Below are 18,031 nucleotides of genomic sequence, written 5' to 3'. Positions count from 1 at the left end.
TCAATCGATCTATCTAAACCGAAAACGGGCGCTTTCCATCCTCGATTTTGACGACTTGCAGACGTCGCTTGTGAAGCTCTTGTCGGAGCCAGACGGGGCCATCCTTGACCGGCTCAGGGCCGAGTTCTCGACGCTGATGATCGATGAGTTTCAGGACACCAACAAGTCTCAGTGGGAGCTGGCTCGGCTGCTTGCGAGCACTGGTGACGGGACAATCAGAGGGGGCAAGTTGTTTGTGGTGGGCGACGCGAGGCAATCGATATACGGCTTCAGAGGGGCAGACCTGGAGAGCTTCGGTGAGAATGCTCTGGAGATCGTGGGCGCCGAGGGCGAGGAGGTGCAGATGCGAGAGAACTTCCGCTCACTGCCCGATCTGATAGACTTCATCAACGTCGTCTTCGAGGGAAACGACACCCGACAAGGGCAGAGCAGCCCGTCCATGCTGCCCGCCCGCAGCGTCCCCTCCAACGGCCATACTGGCACGATCGAGCTGCTTTTTTCAGCCTCCGAGGGCGCCAGAAAAGATAGAGTCGGGGCGGAGGCGGAGATGCTAGCCCGCCGGATCGCCTCGATGGTCGCCGCTGGCAATTCCTTTGGCAAACTGGTCTTCGACCAGGCAAGCCAAGAGCTGAGGCCATGCCGCTACGACGACATTGCCCTGCTCATCCACAGGCGGACGTATCTTCCCGCTTACGAGGATGCGTTGAGGCGAGCCGGGGTCGCGTTTTGCATCTCGTCTGGGGTTGGTTTCTACGAGCGGCAAGAGGTCAAGGACATCTCTTGTTTCTTGAAGTTCTTGCATAACGCAGCCGACGACGTGGCTCTGGCTGGGCTGCTTCGGAGCCCATTCTTCGCGGTCAGCGATGATGCGCTTCTCTGGCTGTCAGCACTGCCTGCTCGAGCTGAATGGGACAGGACATTTTGGGGCAAGCTCCGGTCTCTATATAATAAGGGGCCGGACGAGGCCGCTGGCTGCATACCGCCCGTCATAGACCCACTAGACCATGAGGCTTTGGTCCTCGCCAACCAGTTATTGGATGAGGCAGTCCGCCGCTGTGGCCCCGAGAGCCCAGCCGGCGTCATCAGATTCCTACTGCGCCGAACTGGCGCACTGGCGGCGTATTCCGCCCAGCCGGACGGCGGCCAGTGCTTGGCCAACATCGAGAAGGTTGAGGACCTTGTTGCCCGCTGGGCCGCAAGGGGCTACCGGTCGCTTGGGTCAGTCGTTCGTCTGCTGGATAGGCTCACAGCGGAGGGGACACGGGAGGGTCAGGCACAGACCTATCCTGACGTTGGGGAGGGCGTGAAGATCATGACAATTCATGCTGCGAAGGGCCTCGAGTTCCCGATCGTAATCGTGGCAGACGTCTTCGCTAAACCCTACTGGGGGGCGAGCGATGGAGTGTATGTCGATGCTCACTTGGGACTTGGGATCAGGGTGCCGGGCGCCCGCATCGGGGGGAAGCATGTCAACACACGACTTCGGGAGGCGATAGGAGCACGGCTGAAGCAGGCTGCCGCCGAGGAGCAGACGAGGCTCTGGTATGTTGCATGCACCCGCGCCAGAGACCATTTGCTGCTGAGCGGCACACCAGAGGGCAAGCCCTCCGATACGCTCGGTTGGAGAATCATCAAGCGACTCGGCGTGGACTTGCCGGCCACCGGCGATGCAGCCACAACGATTGACGCGCCGGACCTGGGCTCTCCTGTTACCTTGTTCACAAGCAAGACCCAGCTCCCAAGCGAGCCTGCTTTGAATCACGACCCGCGCGGGTTCATCGTTGAGGCCGAGGCCGCGGTCTCAGAAATCGAGCGAGGCAGCTCTTGCGAGAGCTGTCCTCCTCTGTCTCTTGTCCGCTATGTCCACCCACTCGGTCCGCTGGAGTTTCAGCCCGAGGTCTCGCCAACTGACCTAGATATATATAGCGCTTGTCCCAGACGCTATCTGTTGGAGCACGTCTTTGGCTCAGCGCTTGCGGAGGAGATCAGCGATGCTCAAACCGCTAGCCAAGAGAGCTCTCCAGCTCACGGGCTGGAGTTTGGAGCCGCCGTCCACAAGCTCTTTGAACTAATGGACCTCGCGTGCGACAGCGCGGATGCAGCGCTCGCAGACTCGGTTGCCAGCGCAGTAGGATGTCAATCGCTGCGCGACGCCCTCCAAGATACCCTTACAACCCTCCGTGCTTCGGGACTTGGCGAGGCGCTGCGCAGAGCCAGGCGAGTACGGAGAGAAGTGCCATTCGTCTTGCGCATTGCTGGCGCTCTTCTTCGGGGGAAGATAGACCTTTTGTACGAGGACCAAGCTGGACGCACATTCATTGTCGATTACAAGACTGACATGGACCCATCCGGGATCGAGGTCCGATACCGCGCACAGATGATGGCCTATGTCCTGGCCGCCTCGAGGCTGTATGGGCTTTCCGCGGCCGACATCAGTATGAACATTTATCTTGCGAGGACGGGCAACCTGGTCCCAATCTCAGTCAGCGAGGATGCAACTGTCTGGGTCACCTCCCTCGCCGAGGAGCTCTGTGCGGCGCTACGGTGCGCCCGCACTCGCCCGTATTTCGACTGCTTCGAGCAGCGGCTTGAGGCGTGCAATGGCTGCGGTCTCTGTGGGCCAATCTCCTTATGGACGAATCTTGGGTGATCCCTAGAGCAGGTCCTTGCCATAGTAGGCTGTTCGCGTGATGAGGTCTGGCTGTATCTCGCATACGAACGGAGATTCCGGGTTGATGACGGTGCGACCGAAGATCAGTCGGCGAAACGCTCTGGTCAGAACGAGGCGCTGTTTCGCCCTGGTAATCCCTACATATAGAAGGCGCCGCTCCTCCTCGATCTGTTCTCTGGTCCTTGCTGAGTAGTGGGGCAAGAGACCGTTCTCAACGCCGATCAAGAATACGAAGTCAAACTCGAGGCCCTTGGCACTGTGAAGCGTTAGGAGGGAGACTGGCTGCTCGTGCTCGTCGAATTGGTCGAGTTCGCTCATGAGTGAGACGTGCTGCACGAAATCCTCCACGGTAGCGACTGGACGCTTCTTGGCAAACGCCTTGGCGGCGGTCGATAGCTCCCGAACGTTCTCCGTCCGTGCGTGCTCGCCGTCCTCGTCACTATCCTGCAAGTAGTCCAGGTAGCCGGTCTCCTGAAGAATATGATCAATGAACCCAGACGGGTGCATGGTCTCGGCAGACGTCTTGAGCGAAGTAATGAGCGCATGAAAGGAGGCCAGCCGACTGCGGAGCGCAGGCCTGACAGCATCGGAATCCTTCCCGCCTCCGCCAAGGCTACGGCGGGCAAGTAGCTCGGCAATAGCGCCGAAGAGTGAGCAACCGGACGCGTGCGCTCTGCCCTCAATCATCTCCATTGAGGTCTTGCCGATCCCGCGCGGCGGCACCTTGATGACCCGCGCGATGGCTAGGTCGTCGTCAGGATTGACGGATGCTTTTAGATATGCGACGACATCCTTGACCTCCTTCCGCTGGTAGAACCGGAGGCCACGAACGACGGTGTAGGGTATCTCATATCTCAAGAGTGCATCCTCGACGGCCCTGGACTGCGCATTTGTGCGATAGAAAACAGCAATAGTGCAGGGATTGACTCCGCTCGTCCGGGCGATGCCCTGTATCTTTTCGCAGATGAACTCCCCCTCCGCCTCCTCCGTCCCGCAGGTGCATAGCTCAACACTTTCACCCGCAACGTTCTCAGTGAAGAGGTCCTTTTGCTTCCGGGCGACGTTCTTGGAGATGAGTGAAGAGGCGGTTGCCAGGATGCTCTTTGTGGAGCGATAGTTTTGGTCGAGATGTATCACCTTCGCACCTGGGAAGTCCCGCTCGAAATCGAGGATGTTTCTCACGTCAGCGCCTCGGAAGGCGTATATGGACTGGTCGTCATCTCCCACCACGAATAGGTTTCTGTGTTTCCCCGCGACCCGTTTCAGCAGTTCATACTGCACCCGGTTGGTGTCCTGGAACTCATCGACCATACAGTACTCGAACCTGTCCTGGTAGAGTGAAAGGACCTCTTTGTTCTCGTCGAATAATCTGAGGGTTAGGGCGAGGAGGTCGTCGAAATCGACCGCGTTGGAGGCGGCTGTTCGTATTAAGTATCGCTCGTAAACGTGGGCGAACCTTGCCTGACCATCTTTGGCAAGCCGCGACTCGATCTCGTCAGGCTCAAGGCCCCTGAGTTTGGCGAACGAGACCCATCTGCGGGCCATCTTGATGTCATCCGCCCTCGGTTTGACCCCAATCTCCTTGAGGCACTCCGATAGCAGCTTCTTCCTATCGTCGTCATCGTAGATCGAGAAGCCCCGCCGGTATGCCTGCCGACCGGCGATGGGCTTCAGTTCCTCGATGTGCGCCCTGAGAATCCTTGCACAGAACGAGTGAAACGTGCAGAGCCAGACGGCTTCAGCGGCCTGACCCACCATTTTCACCGTGCGGGACTTCATCTCGCCAGCGGCCTTGTTAGTAAACGTAACGGCAAGGATGCGTCTGGGTGAGATGCCCCCGTCCAAGAGGTATGCGATTCGGTGGACGATGGCCCTCGTCTTGCCGCTTCCGGCGCCGGCAAGCACAAGGACCGGCCCTTCGGTCTCGAGCACCGCCTCAACTTGGCGAGGGTTCAGGCCTTCGAGTACATCCATCACAGGTTGAGGATTATGGGCTCGGGTGGGGCTTTAGGCGGCCCAAACGTAAATGCCCTCTTGAGGGACTTCAGCCGTTTGTGGCCGACGCCAGGTATGGACAGCAGCTCTTGGGGAGAGACTCGCCCGCCCCGCCGCTTCGCGATGAGCGCCGAGGCGATGCGGCTGCCGATTCCGGGCACGGCTCTCAGGAGATGATCTGGGGTGCTATCGAAACTGGGCCGAACCGCGAACTGGTTGAAGAGCTCGAGCCTGGCTTTGCCAGGGCGCGTGTTGGTGGGCGCAAAGCCCGGACCGGCCAGCCACTCATCGCGACGACAGCAGAAGCCCGCTTTGGGCCCTTCAAGGGATACAAAGCGACCATAGAGGGAGGCGACTCCGACTCTGTCAGCTCGCGACACAAGGAGCGCAGCGAATACCGCCGCCAGAAAGACTAAAAGCCAACCAGTCATGTCCCGTTTCTGCTCCATCAAAGCCTCATCTGTTGTAACCTACCACGGCCACGATAGTGCGCGCGTCCTGGCAGGTCAAGGCCAAGTAATGCCGGGACTCCAAAACATTGAGCCGATGAAGAAGTTCGCCAGTGGCTCGTTTGCGGTAACCGCAAACAAAATGGCCGCCAGGAGATGCCCGGCGGCCATGAGGGATGAACGCATGAATCGGAATGAGGGCCTTACTTTACCTCAACCGCGCGCGCGTGATTCACATCGAGCTTGAGGTCTCGAGGCGCAAGTTCAGGCCGCCTCGTAGGTAGCTCGATGGTGAAGGAGTATGTTTCATCTATGCAGTTAGGCTCCCAAGCCGTATCGCAGGCGTAGATACTTACCGTAATCTCTTCGCCGTACAATAAGATGTCGTCGCCGCAGTAGTATGTGCCCTTCCAGCCTCGGTAGTCTTCAGCTTCTATTCGCTCGAAAGAGGGATAGACGTGTTGTCCTCTGAAGAGCATGATGATGGACTCTCTGTTGACATCGGTCTGGCTGTCCACGATCTCAAAGATGACTTCTGCCAGCCGCTTGCTGACGCCGCTATCGCCATCATCAGGCGAGCGGCTCAGGAAGTGGGGACTACCCCTGTCCTCCCTGATGGCGTAAAGGTTCATATCGGCGCCAGTGAAGTAGATGGTCGCTGTCGTAACCTGTGGGTCCAGGCCCCCAAAGCCACTAGGCTGCTTGCCGATGACTGGGGACGACCAGACATGGTAGTTCGACATGTATCGCCAGTTCTGGGCCCCAGCCGGCGAGATCGAGTAAAGGGAATGGTCCCTGGAGCCTATGATCACGTTGTCGTTGCCGTCGATGGCCGGGGAGGATTCGATGGGGCCGCCCGTCTCGAAGGACCACCGCAGGTCTCCCGTTGGGTCAACGCAATAGACTGCGCCGTCTCTCGATCCCACGACGATATCGCCGGTTGCGAGAATGCCGGGCGATGAGTCGACCATGCCGCTGGTCTCGTAGGACCACTGCAAATAGCCGGACGAGGAGAGGCAGTAGAGGTTGCCGTCCTTGCTTCCGAAATAGATGAAGTTGCCATCGTCAGAGACCGCTACTGAGCTATCAACTGGGCCGATTGGGTCATCGCCAATGCCGGGATAAACCGACCGGATGCTGGCCAGCGTGCTAGTTGCGATGTCTGTCGAGACCTCAATGCCATAGACGACACCATCCGAAAGACCCAACTCAGCACCGATATAGATCATCGCTATGTCGCCGGCGGGGGAGCCGGTCGGCGCGAGGTCATAGTATCGATAGGCTGGTGATGCGAATATGCGGTCTCCGAGTAGGAGGCTCCACTCAAGTGTTCCTTGGGTAGCAGGGAAGTTCTGCGAGAAAATCGAGACGAGCCTGCCGTCATCAGTCCCGAAAAAAACTGAGTACTCGTCATTGTCAAGCGTCGGCGACGAATAGACCCTATCCTCGGCGTCATAGGTCCAGTTAAGCGTGCCCTCGGTCGCAACGATCGTCGGGCCAGTTATGCAGTAAACGAGGCCGTTACCGGCGCCGAAGTAGATGTTGCCGAAGCTGTCGATCGCTGGCGATGAATCGACCCTTGCGACGGCATCGAACTGCCAATCGAGAGCGCCATCAGGGGATAGCGCGAAGAAGTACCCGTTTCGCGAACCGAAACAGACCTCGCCGTTTGCAGCAATCGCTGGCGAACAAAAGTTAAAGTTACCTGTGAAAAAGCTCCAATACTTATCACCCGTCTCGCAAGCAATCTCGGAGGTTCTGCCGTTTTGCGACTCGTTTCCACCGAACTTCTTCCAGATGGCGTCCGCAGATGCCAAGAGCGGTATCGCCACCATGGCGGCCACGAGGATAAACACAGCGACGTTTAATCTCCTTGCGCTGCCCAGTTTCATGGTGTTATCTCCTTTGTCTCTTCGCTATTTGTTCTTTCATACACATAGTCAATAATCCTTATTCTTCGAAATCTGGTCTATACAATGCCGTGAACGTGTATTTTACCTCTTTGAGCTCTGCATAAGTGGCATTCTCAAACGCCGTTACGCTCACCTCGATCTCGCCCGCGAAATACGGGACATCGGCGGAATATGTATATCTCGCCTCCGGGTAATACTCGACGTGATAGCCGCCCCAGACGTCAGAGATGAGGGACTTGTCAGTAACGTTGAACTCGAGCACGAGCTGGATCGAGTCCTTGTTAACACCGAAGCAGTCGTCAATAATGTCGAACTCCAGGTGGTCCACGTTGTAAATGGTGGCCCCGGACGCGGGATAGACGTTCTCCAACCACCAGTCCTCGGTGTCGTTGCTGATGATGTAATCAGCCGTGGCGCTGAGCTCTTGCACGTTAGTATCTTCATTGCCCTTGCCCCTCACCCAGTAGATCGAGCCTACTGTCCCATCGCCGATCGTAAGGTCGTAGCCCGGCGTGATGGTTAGCGTTGTCTTGGTGTTCTCGATTATCATGAACGAGTAGCCGCGGTGGATGTTGGGATACACCTCGGAACCGACGAGGACGTTGTCCCGCCACTCCGCATCGCTATCGACTAGAATGTCGTAGTCGACGCCCGGCACGGTCTGGTCGAAGTCAGTGATCTGGCCATAGTAGTCAGCCGCGCTGTCCTGCGCCCTAACAACGACGTAGTACTCTGCGTTGTGCTGTAGATCGGTGAGGATCACACCATCAGGGGCGGTGGTTTGGTACATCGGCAACCTGAAATCCTGGCCGCGCTTTCTAAAGCTGACATATATGTTGTAGAGGATAGGCTCCGAAGAACATCCATAGATGTTGTCGCTGGCGGGCGTCCATGTCAGCTCCAGACTCCCACAGCCTGTGCTCTCCAGAGTGCTGAGGCCTTCAAAGTGAGGCGCCTCGCCGTCGGAGGGATAGACATAGAGTTCGACGAAGTTCCTCTCTTCATTTCCGCAGCTATCTTCGGCCCTAACGACGTAGTAATACGGGACGTTATCGTCCAGAGCAGTAATCTCAATGAAGAGATTCTCCTCGGTGTAAGTTGGGTTGGCGAAATCGTAAAGCGACGAGACACGAGACTGATAGATGTTGTACACTACCGGCTGGTTGATGTCCTCCGCCTCGTCCCAGTCGAGTCGGACCTTGCCGCACTCTCGCAGGTCGGTCGCGTGCGCAATCCCATCAAACTCAGGCGGATAGAGGCAGCCGATAGACTCTTGGCCGACGTATATCTTCACAGTTGTGAAGTCGCCCCAGAAGCCGGATGTGTCCTTAGCGTGAACGTAGATTGTGTAGGTTCCCGACGCCCACGACGTGGTTGGTAGTATGTATGACGCCTCAACATCAACGGCGCCAGGAGGATAGGACGGAGTCATATTCATAACGGTCCCTGTCTCACTCTGACCAGCGAGATTGACAAAGAGCTCGACCCGCATGACGTCGGAATTGCCAGTCGTGCTGTCAGAGGCGTCAGCGGTTATCTCGACCTGTGGCGTCCCGACACCTATCTGGAGCGGGTTGATGCCGTTTGCAAGGAGGTTGGAAACAATGGGTCCGCCGCTATCTCCGAAGTCGCCGTCTATGTAGAGACAATCGGTGCATCGGTTTTGCGCAATGTCCTCGATATATTCGCCAGTCGGAGACGGCCTGATGCAGAGTAGGTCCCCGACGGCTACGCTGGGCTTCCAGATACGGCCTGGGCAACGCTCCTGCTCCATCAGGGTGATGATCAACGTGTCGTTCGGCCACTTGGTCTGGGACCACTCGATATCCTTTACTAGGCCCTCGCAGTTGCCCCAAGTATGCTGTACAGGGATCGACTCATCGACTATGTAGAGGATTGTGTCGATGTTGGTCTCGTTGATCCAAAGACCACTGGTCTCCTCGTCAAACCTCAACGTAACCGTATCACCCTCCTGAATCCCGACGCCTCCGCCGGACGTGTCCGCGGCGCTCGCGCTGAGGACGTGAGGAGAATCGCTATCGATCCTGACGATCCAGTCGTCCATCATCCCTTTTCGGTTGAGCCTACCTGCATAGGTATCGCCATTGCTGTCGATGAAATCCATGCTGATGTCCGCTCCTCGCCACTCGAAGTGGAGGTAAGCGCCATCAGTCTGGTAGGTTACTGTGGCATAGACTCTCAGGTTACGGGAGTCGCTCTTGGGCGGCATTTCGACGTCCCAATCGGTCCAATCCTCTGTCCAGAAATTGCCATTCGCATCGTAACCCCAGTCGTTGTAGTCATAGTCCCCATTGGCATCGATGCGGTATTGCACACTTGAGACATCCACCCAGCTCTTATCTGTAAACGTGCAGCCTATGATAACGGTTCTAGAGGTCGCCCAGTCCGGCGTTGGCTGAATCGTGGGTGAATCCAGATAGCACGGCCCCGAATCAGAGAGGCCAAAGCAGGGAGGATAAGGTGTATGGCACTCGGGAGGCTTCTCGTCAGCCTGCCCACCGATAGGACCCGTGGTTATTGTCAGAGTCTGGCGGGCATCTGCGTCGATCGCACAATCCAGCTCGCCCTGAACATGCCCACCAAGATTGGCAGCCCGGACCTCAAACAGGTAAGTTCCATCATCGAGGTCGTGGCCCACGGTGAAGTGATACGGCTCCTCGAGACCATCGAAAGCGCCGTCGTCCGGCACGCACTCTAGCCAACCGGACGGCAGCCCACCAGCGAGATTCTGATAACGGTACTCGACATTAGTAATGACGTTTATCGTTAGGTCGTTGCCTGAGTCCTTGGGGTTATTGTTGGGCAAGACATCAGTTGAGAGGTCTATCCAGGCCTTCCCCGTGAAGGTTGGTCTTGTGTCTGAGGTGGGGTCCTCGTCGGGGGGATCGAGCTCGGCGTGTGGACAGAAATCGAGTATGTCGTAGATGGTGTCGCTGTCGTCATCTGCCCAGGCGACATGGCCCGCAGAATATGGGCATAGATCGCCCTGCGTGAATGCACGTGTGCCGCCCCTCATGATGCAGTAATAGTTGGCGTCGCAAGTCGCCGTCATGCCAGGGTCGTATAAGCTGTTCAGGTTCTCGTAGTTCAGGTATCCTGAATGGTCATGGCAATCCGCTGGAGTGCCGCCCGTCGGAGGATATTCATCGAGGGTGTAGAAGCTGTGGCCCAACTCATGGGCACAGACCGCATCCATGTAGTGAATGGTGTAGTTCTCATTGTCATAAGTCATTGTAAGCCACGGGCCACCAAGGTAGGAATATGCGAACGCGCCGTTCGCAAACTCTCCGTCGGCGTCGTTGAGGCTGTCGCAAACGAAGACCGTAACCGCCCAATCGGCTCCCAGGTCGGATATCTGGTCGAGGTCGAACTGCCTCACCTTCTGCCAGGCAGTGCCGGTGGTATAGCCCATTTTGGTGAATATATCAGAGACCCAGAGCGGCTCATCGTCAGAGGAACGCCCTATTGGTTCGTAGCCGGTCACTCTGATTCTGGGCGAGGACGAGTCAAGCGTGAAAGACAACAGGGGTGCAGCGTAGCGCTGTTCTGATTCACGCAGGATCCACCAGTTAAGGGCGTTCAGCACCTCATCCTTCACCTTTTGCGGCCTGTCGGAGATGCCGTTGACCGTGTCCTGGCTAGTCCAGTCCTCGGTCTCGGTGTCCGTCGAGCCATCAGACTCCGGGAGGATTATCGTGATCGCGACGTTGCCAAGCATGAACTCCGACGTGTCGTTAGGTCCGCGGCCCGCGGGGCCTGAGACCATCTTATTGCCGCGATACTGCAAGAGCCAGCCCTCGGGCGGGACCTCGAGCGTATCGTTGGGCGCTGGTGCGGGCTCCTCCGGCAGCTGAACGTTGACCCCGGCAGTTTGTTTCACAAACACCTCATTCCAGCTACGGACCGCGCTCACAGCGCCTCGGCCATAGTTACTTACTGCGGTCGGCTGTAGATACCCCGAGTAGATCGAATCGACGTGCATCCGCCCGGCGAGGCCCTCCGCCTGCCCGTCCGGAATCCACGCATAGAAGATATGGGGCGGGAACCGAAACCTCACGATGCCGCCAGAGGCGATAATGGCTCGCTCTGCCTCTTTCATCTGCTGAATGTCGGTCGCGGAAAGCACCACAAGGCTATTGCACGTAGAGTACGGGTCCGTGGGCGCTCCTCCCCGACTAGGCGGGGAAATAGCATCTGCAAAGGCCGCCTGTCCGCCGATCAGTATAGCGACAGACAGCAGAAACATTATTACGAACCTTGAGCTTTTCACTAGATTCCTCCTTCTCAAAACAAAGAGCTTCTCGATGTCAAAAAATCAGCACACTCAAATGCCATCTAACACCCAGAATATGACGAAAAATGACAGTTATGTCAATTGGATACCCGCACAGTTCTTATCCCGTTTCGTGCACATAGCCTCGCCAATCACGAGATCGCTTCGGATTTTGCCTGCTATCGTCTAATATACAGAAACGCCCCATAGCAATCCGCTCGACGGTTTTCACGCCATCTTAACTAATCGGCCAAAAACGCCCACTCATTAGGGGATTGGTCCTAAGCACGCCTTGCTCGAGCGCCCTCAGGGCTTCTTCCCCGCAACCTAAACTTGAGTGGAAAGGCCTGTTCAGGAAGGAGCTGTCCTCGCCTTTCCGAGCAAGTTCACCATTCCCAAAGAAGCAAACATCATCAGGAATGGTATCACAGGCATACTGTATCGCATAGGACCATAAGTAGGCAAGTGAACAACGTAGAAGTAGCCCAGCAGAAGCAGAGGAATCAGTGAATAGCGCGTCCAAGCCCCGCGGAATCTGACGAACGCAAGGACGGAGAAGGCGATTAGCACAATGTTGACGACCGAAGCGAAAACGCAAGTCTCTGCTCCAGCCCTATTCGAGGGGAAGTAAAAGAAACTCGCCCCGCCAATGCCTATTCCAGTCCAAAATAGTAATGTTCTACGAAGAGCGCTCCTGGCGAAATCGAGCGGGTCTCGAAGTATCTCCTTGAGCGCCTCCCGCATGAGGATTCTGTTGCGTTCGACGTCGCTCTTGTCAGCGAGTCTAGCCTGCATCTGTTCAGGGATCACGGGCAAAGGAGTGTCCGAGTTTCGCCATTGGTTTAGGGCGCCGTAAACCTGCTCGCCTGCAAGGCTTCCAACGAAACCGACGTAGTCAAGCACCACGTAGTTGCGCACCACCCAGGGCCCAATCAGCACGACGAACCCGACCACGAACGCGACAGATGGCACGATGAGCGGGCCTAGACGCCTCCGATATTTCAGAAGAACTGCGCCCAAAAATACAGCTGGAAAGAAGAAGGTCGTTGGGCGGCACAAAGCGGTAAGTCCCAGAGCTGCCCCGGCGGCGAGAAAGCTTCGGGTGGAGGGTTTATCGACGGCGTGGATGGCGACGAACGCGAATACAAGCAGCAGGAAGTTAAACAGTGTTTCATTCAGCACGACTGCGACTTGGGATATGAAAGGCACGTAAAGAGCGTAAATGAACACAGCAACTAGTGCCACCCGCGCCGAGCTGGCGACTCTCAGTGTGAGAAAATAAAATAGAAGTGCGGAAAGCATATCAATTACAGTCTGTATCAGATAGACCAGCCTCAGCCTCCGGCCAAAAAGCTTGTAGATTGCGGCCAAGAAAAATGGGTAGGCAGGAGTTCTGGAGACGACGGGCACGGTCTGAACCTCTCCCGAAGGCTCAGCGGGGCTGCGGCCTGTTATGGTCTTATCCAGGCTGAAGCCTTTGCCAGCAGCCAAGTTCTGCGCGATGTCATCGTAGTCAGAATAAGCTGCGGCGTAGTCCCGAGGCGCCCAGATGAAATATGCCACACGCAGGGTGAACCCAACGACGAGAATAGCCGCAAGGAGCAGTTTGAAGTTCCTGCCCCGGTTCACGCTGTCTGCCGCCCTGATGGCATGTTCAGCGGCCCGACCTGTTTCATGCCGGCGATCGCTCTTCCCGAAGCACTATTATTGGCATGTGAGATACAATCATTAGTCATTTCTCCATCCGAGGTCAGACTAAGACCCGCTGTCCTAAATCCACCAGGGCAGACGCAATGAGTTCTGCTGCGGCAGGTCTGCCAATTCTCCTGCAGCTATCTCTCATTTTCTTAACTTCAGCGTCATTGTCGATGGTGTCCGCCAAGATACTGTAAAGCTGTTGCTCGTCAAGATTTTTCTCCTCGATGAGGACCGCTGCGCCGTTTCGCTCGAAGAACTGCGCGTTGGCCAACTGTTCGTTGTTAGCAGCCCCTGACCACGGGATAATGACCGGTAGCACGCCAGCTGCCGCGACCTCCGACAACGTCATCGCACCGCCCCGGCAGACCACCAAATCAGAGACGTAAAAGAGGTTGTGAAGTTCCGGCACGACCGGCACAGGGACATATTTGAAATTGAGGCCGCGGGCCACACGCATGGCGGCCTCAGCGAATTGGTCCCAGAACCTCTTGCCGACACAGTGCAGAACCTGAAGTCTTGAGGCTGCCGAGCGTCCAGATATCTGGGGCAACGTTTGGAGCGTGACTTCGTTCAGGACGCGCGACCCAAGGCTGCCCCCTACGACAACGATCAGAAGTTTGCCCTCTTCGAAGCCGAGGTCCAGCCTGATCTTGTGTCCTTCGGCCTCACTGCCCGGCCTGACTGGATTGCCGGTCAATATGACCTTGCCTCTGTTGAAGTATTTAGCCGCTGGGTCAAAGCCGATGAAGATGGAACTCGCGAGCCGAGCCGCCAGCCGATTGGCAAGGCCTGGGACGGCATTCGCCTCAAGTATCGCCCTGGGTATCCTTTTGAGCCACGCCGCCACGATGACCGGCCCTGAGACATACCCTCCAGCGCCGAATGCGACGTGTGGCCGGAACTGTCTCAAAAGTCGCAGCGCCTCAGCCACCGGGGCCAACGATGCAGCTTTGAGAACCCGCCAGGGACGAAGAGCACCCCTGGCACGAGGGACCCCCGAGGCGGTTATGGTCGCAGACTCGAACCCATGTTCGTGGATGAGCTTCTCATCGGTCTTGCCTTTCGGCCCGATGAAGAGGAAGCGTGCGTTAGGATGCGTGCTCCGTATGGCATCGGCGATGGCCAGGCAGGGGTAGAAATGCCCCCCCGTCGCGCCGCTAGCCATGACAATCCTAATGGGTTTATGCACTGCGGATCAGTCCCCTAGCGTTGACTGGCTATGGAGCCAATCAGGCGGATATCGCTCGAGCTTGACGCCCGTGTAGTAGAAGGCAAGTATCTGTTCAAACGAATAGTTCTGTCGGGCCATGTTGCACGCTCCCTGCTGCGAAAGTCCGACTCCATGTCCAAAGCCCTTGCCGTGGAACGTGAAGCTGCTCGCGGTCCTCTCAACGTCAAACATGGTGCTTCTCAGCCGCGCAGCCCCCACAAGCAATCTGAAGTCCGTCCCTCTGAACAGAGCATCTCCCCCACTCCCCAATATCGCAACTCGAGACGCCCTGCCAGACGTATCCTCCCTAATGACAAGTATCTGCTCTGGTCTGCCGACATCCCAGCCGGCCCCAAGGAGTATCCGTTCGCACTCAGCGGGCGTGATCGTAAGCTGCCAGTTGCCATACTCGCCGCTCTCGCTGAATTGATCCTTCTTGCCAATCAAATATGGCACGAAATCGTTCCAGACATCCCTCGCTGAGGCCGTCCAGCCGCCACTGGAAGCTGAGAAACAGGCATCGATTGGCTCGTGATTGAAAGTTAGGACGAGTCCAGCCGTCTCGCGAACGGCCTTGATAGTCGCCGCGCTCTCGGTTGATACCCCCCTGTAAACTTGAGACAGGACGGAATCGGAGATGCACGGGTCAGAACCGTTCACACCAACCATCCTGTGCAGAATGTAGCTTCTGGAAACAACGCTCTGCGCCTCGAGCGCCTGAAAAGGAGCATCGCTCGGCATCTCCGCTCCGACCACGCTCGCCAGGTATGACCGAAGCGGAAGGACGTTTGCAGTCTGAAGCGCTCCGCCCACCGTTTTGACCTCGATTCGGCCCCGGTAGCGGCGGCCGTTGACGAGGATGAGACCGTCAGGAGACTCAATCGCTATGGGCCCGGGGTGAAGTACCGCGCCGTTTATGACAAGAGACGAGCCGGTGGGCTCGACGGACACGGCGATCATCCGCTGGCCATCGGTAGTGGAGCTTCCGCCGCTGGCATCACGAATTGACAATGCGCGTGCCGCCGGAGGGGCGGCCACTCGTAACTGCCTCTCGCTGGCGGTCAATCGGACGCTGACGAGCGTGTCATCTATCGTCGTGTATGGAGCATTCAGGGGCAATTGTCCCGCTGCGATGCCTGAAATCAGGCAAGGCAGAATCCCGAAAAGAACGACGGCGCACCAGAATCGAGCACGAAATTCGACTCTCTTGCGTTGGGTTATGTGCCGCAAACCGAAGCATCTGCTCTTGAGGAGAGATTGAGTGAACTTATTGCAGGCTATTGAGCACACGAAATGGCAGATCCTATCCATGTTCGTTGAGTTTGGCTTCACCCCAGCAAGGGTCATGTCCCAGTTTGATCAGGATGAACTATACCATCTCTTCAGGGCAAGACGAAACAAGCCATGCGTTTTGCTCGAGCGGCTGAACAGCGCGATCGCTACAAGGCCGGCGGCGAGAAAAATTGGCAGGCACACTGAGGGCCGCGAGTTCCCGCACGACGTCAGACCCCTCAGCACGCAAGAGACCGCGGAGATGGTGAGATTGTCGCAGCTTTTGGTGACGGCGAGAGGGAAGCGGGGGCGCAAATTGACCCAGCGGGAGAGGATATTCCTGTGGGATGATGAGAGACGTTCGGCCTGCCTCGGCGCAGACGTCTTGGCGAGGCGCTCCAGTATGGATGACTACCTCTGGGCTGTCTATCAGCATTGTAGCTCGCGCGGCATCAAGCTCAGCGTCGAAGCTTGTCGGCACATCTATCACACGAAACTTCTCGTCGCGCCGCTCTTCAGCGGGCGGATTCTGAGGCCGAAGCACGCCGAGGCTCCCTGCTACCTCTGTGTCCCAGACGCCCCGGAGGAAAGCCAGGCAAACGGGAGCGAGGCGCGAGAGATGTTTGACACAGTCTTTGGGAGGCTGCGTGCGAGGACGGAGTTGGGACGGGCGACACGTTGGGGGCTTGAGCATGAAGCCAGTTGATCTCGAGGCAGTCGCTTTGTTGGTTCTCTTGGAGGACGTGGCCGCTCAGGCGCCGGACGCGGCCGAAAGGAACGTGCGAGTCACTGAGCGGGAGGTAAAACAGCCGCTTGATAGCGAGGGGCCATATCATTCAAGGGGCTCGCAACAGACCATTGCTGACAGCCCTGGAGCGACTGGGCACCCAATTCATGATGCTCCTCAGGCGTTGCTCGAAGCCAATCTGCGTCGAGAAGGCCTCCCACCGGGACCGCACGAGGACATGATAGAGCGAATTGCCCAGGACGTTTTCGACAATGCCTCGCCGGAGTCGAGTGGTTACGCCGACGTCAACATTGCCCAGAACATATCAACTGCCTCGGGAGATGGCGGCGTTGAGCCAAAGAGCGCCGATTCCAGCGAAGAGATATTCTCCCCTGCTGGAGGAGAAGAGGGTAACGTGACGCCATTCCTGCCAACGCTCGTCGCTGCCGACGGTGAGGTCTTGCCTCCAGTGAGCGAGGGCGGAAGCAGTGGCTCCCCAGGTAATACAAGTGCCTTCCAGGACACAACAGCATTGAGGAACAAGCCGGAAGTGCAAGCAAGTGAGCTAACGGGGAAAGGCACAAGCCGACGTGCCGAGAGCGCTGGTGCGCTGGACGGCCTGCCCAAAAGCTCCCGCGGGGACGACCGCGCGAGGCGGCGCAAAGCTATGAGGCAGAAGAGGGAACAGCTTGAGCTGAGCAGGCGTGTCGCAGCGCTTGAGGAGATGGTGCAAGAAAACTCTGGGCAGCACTTGGTTCGCGACGAGCAATTGTATCCGCGGCTCAGCTACCCAGCGTAACCGTAGGAGATGGCCTGTGAAACCACAAGAAGGTATCCAATAGCATGACCGAGTTGATATTCGCTGACCGAGGCGTTGAGGCAGTATCTCGACTTGAGATCGGCCCTGCGGGAGACGTTGGGCAGTTGGTGGAGGTCGATCTACCAACGCTATCATCCGAGATAAGCATTGGGGACAACCTGGTCCTCAAGCTCTTGTCAGGCCAGGAGGCGAGCGTCGTGGTCGGCGCCCTTACGGCAGTCAAGACCGGAAACCGCCGTGTGATGACACTTGGCGGGCATGATGAGCTTTATGCACTGTCGCGACTTGCACCTGCGCGGGAGCAGATATTCGTAACAATGTCAGAGGCCGAATACTCACAATATGTGATGAACACCCGAAACCTGACGCCCAAGTTCGATATCCACATACAGATCGGCGATCAGCTCGGGCGGCGCGGCTGGTCTTCGCAAGAGATCGCTCGCGAATTGGCCAAGCTCGCGGGACTTGACGACCTCGTTGCGGCGGTGGCCCCTCACTGGGTTCGGCAGGTTGTCTGTCGGCCGGAGGTGAGCTTTATTGAGGCTATACTGTCGCTCTTTCGGGTTCAAAGGCCTGTGCTCTGGGTTAAGGATGGGGTGCTATTCGTGATGGACATGTCCCTGGTGGCGAACTTTGCGGATGATGCCCCGACCGTTTCAAACGGCCTCCTGGCGGTGCGTGTGGCGATAAGCCCGACGCTGCCTGAGGGCGCCTGTCTCAATCTCCAAGGGGGTCTGGGCAAGTTCAGGCCAGACAAGTTCGAGGGCAAGACTTGGACGTCTGCGTTCACCCTGGGTTCAGCACTCTCGAAGGCGGACATCGAGATCAGGTCAGGCCTCCTGCGATCGTTGCTCTCACGCTGTCAATGCTACGGTGGTTACGAGTTTGACGAGCGCATCGAACGAGGCGAGAGCGAGATTCATATCGTTAATGAGCTTTGGCTGAAAGACGTGATCGGTAACCGTCAACGGCAGCTTTTCTC

Annotated in this window: 11 protein-coding genes; 4 read left to right on the top strand and 7 right to left on the bottom strand. The window is 57.3% G+C overall.

The genetic code is table 11. The annotated features are described in order from the left end of the window. Window positions 1-2,650: 3'-5' exonuclease (locus tag VM163_13230; protein ID HUT04843.1), on the top strand; the 2,650-nt coding region annotated here is incomplete at its 5' end. A 3-nt stretch (window positions 2,651-2,653) separates the two neighbouring features. Here VM163_13230 and VM163_13225 read toward each other — a convergent pair. The 7 genes from VM163_13225 to VM163_13195 form a co-directional block, all read right to left on the bottom strand. Continuing rightward, entirely contained in the window at window positions 2,654-4,645 is a 1,992-nt protein-coding gene (locus VM163_13225; GenBank protein HUT04842.1) for a UvrD-helicase domain-containing protein, read from the bottom strand. Continuing rightward, window positions 4,645-5,115, bottom strand: coding sequence for a hypothetical protein (locus VM163_13220; GenBank protein HUT04841.1), 471 nt, complete (start codon window positions 5,113-5,115; stop codon window positions 4,645-4,647). The genes VM163_13225 and VM163_13220 overlap by 1 nt, the downstream gene beginning before the upstream one ends. 203 nt (window positions 5,116-5,318) lie before the next feature. Further along, complete coding sequence (locus tag VM163_13215; GenBank protein ID HUT04840.1) at window positions 5,319-7,007, bottom strand: PQQ-binding-like beta-propeller repeat protein; 1,689 nt, start codon at window positions 7,005-7,007, stop codon at window positions 5,319-5,321. Between the two features lie 58 nt (window positions 7,008-7,065). After that, window positions 7,066-11,319 (bottom strand): hypothetical protein, encoded by a 4,254-nt coding sequence (locus tag VM163_13210; protein HUT04839.1) that lies wholly within the window; start codon window positions 11,317-11,319, stop codon window positions 7,066-7,068. Between the two features lie 354 nt (window positions 11,320-11,673). Beyond that, window positions 11,674-12,951: a glycosyltransferase family 39 protein gene (locus VM163_13205; GenBank protein HUT04838.1), complete on the bottom strand. Its 1,278-nt coding sequence runs from the start codon at window positions 12,949-12,951 to the stop codon at window positions 11,674-11,676. Window positions 12,952-13,072: 121 nt separating this feature from the next. Continuing rightward, window positions 13,073-14,209, bottom strand: a complete 1,137-nt coding sequence (gene murG / locus VM163_13200; GenBank protein HUT04837.1) for an undecaprenyldiphospho-muramoylpentapeptide beta-N-acetylglucosaminyltransferase — start codon at window positions 14,207-14,209, stop codon at window positions 13,073-13,075. Between the two features lie 6 nt (window positions 14,210-14,215). Next, window positions 14,216-15,349 (bottom strand): SpoIID/LytB domain-containing protein, encoded by a 1,134-nt coding sequence (locus tag VM163_13195; GenBank protein ID HUT04836.1) that lies wholly within the window; start codon window positions 15,347-15,349, stop codon window positions 14,216-14,218. Window positions 15,350-15,491: 142 nt separating this feature from the next. Here VM163_13195 and VM163_13190 point away from each other — a divergent pair, with 142 nt between their 5' ends. From VM163_13190 to VM163_13180, 3 genes are all read left to right on the top strand, one after another. Beyond that, window positions 15,492-16,208 carry a hypothetical protein gene (locus tag VM163_13190; protein HUT04835.1) on the top strand — a complete coding sequence of 239 codons (717 nt, stop codon included), beginning with the start codon at window positions 15,492-15,494 and terminating at the stop codon, window positions 16,206-16,208. After that, window positions 16,195-17,028: a hypothetical protein gene (locus VM163_13185; protein ID HUT04834.1), complete on the top strand. Its 834-nt coding sequence runs from the start codon at window positions 16,195-16,197 to the stop codon at window positions 17,026-17,028. Before VM163_13190 ends, VM163_13185 begins: the two co-directional genes overlap by 14 nt. Window positions 17,029-17,072: 44 nt before the next feature. Then, the coding region (locus VM163_13180) for a hypothetical protein (protein ID HUT04833.1) at window positions 17,073-18,031 on the top strand (959 nt) is incomplete at its 3' end.

This window comes from bacterium, assembly GCA_035527515.1.
In the GTDB taxonomy this organism is placed as follows: domain Bacteria; phylum B130-G9; class B130-G9; order B130-G9; family B130-G9; genus B130-G9.
Note: the sequence above shows the minus strand (reverse complement) of the source record. Positions and strands in the feature narration are given on the sequence as shown.

Excerpts from the sequence above, each read along its gene's own strand:
- VM163_13215 (HUT04840.1), bottom strand. The coding sequence starts at position 7,007 with ATGAAACTGGGCAGCGCAAGGAGATTAAACGTCGCTGTGTTTATCCTC.
- VM163_13185 (HUT04834.1), top strand. The coding sequence starts at position 16,195 with ATGAAGCCAGTTGATCTCGAGGCAGTCGCTTTGTTGGTTCTCTTGGAG.
- VM163_13225 (HUT04842.1), bottom strand. The coding sequence starts at position 4,645 with ATGGATGTACTCGAAGGCCTGAACCCTCGCCAAGTTGAGGCGGTGCTC.
- VM163_13220 (HUT04841.1), bottom strand. The coding sequence starts at position 5,115 with ATGGAGCAGAAACGGGACATGACTGGTTGGCTTTTAGTCTTTCTGGCG.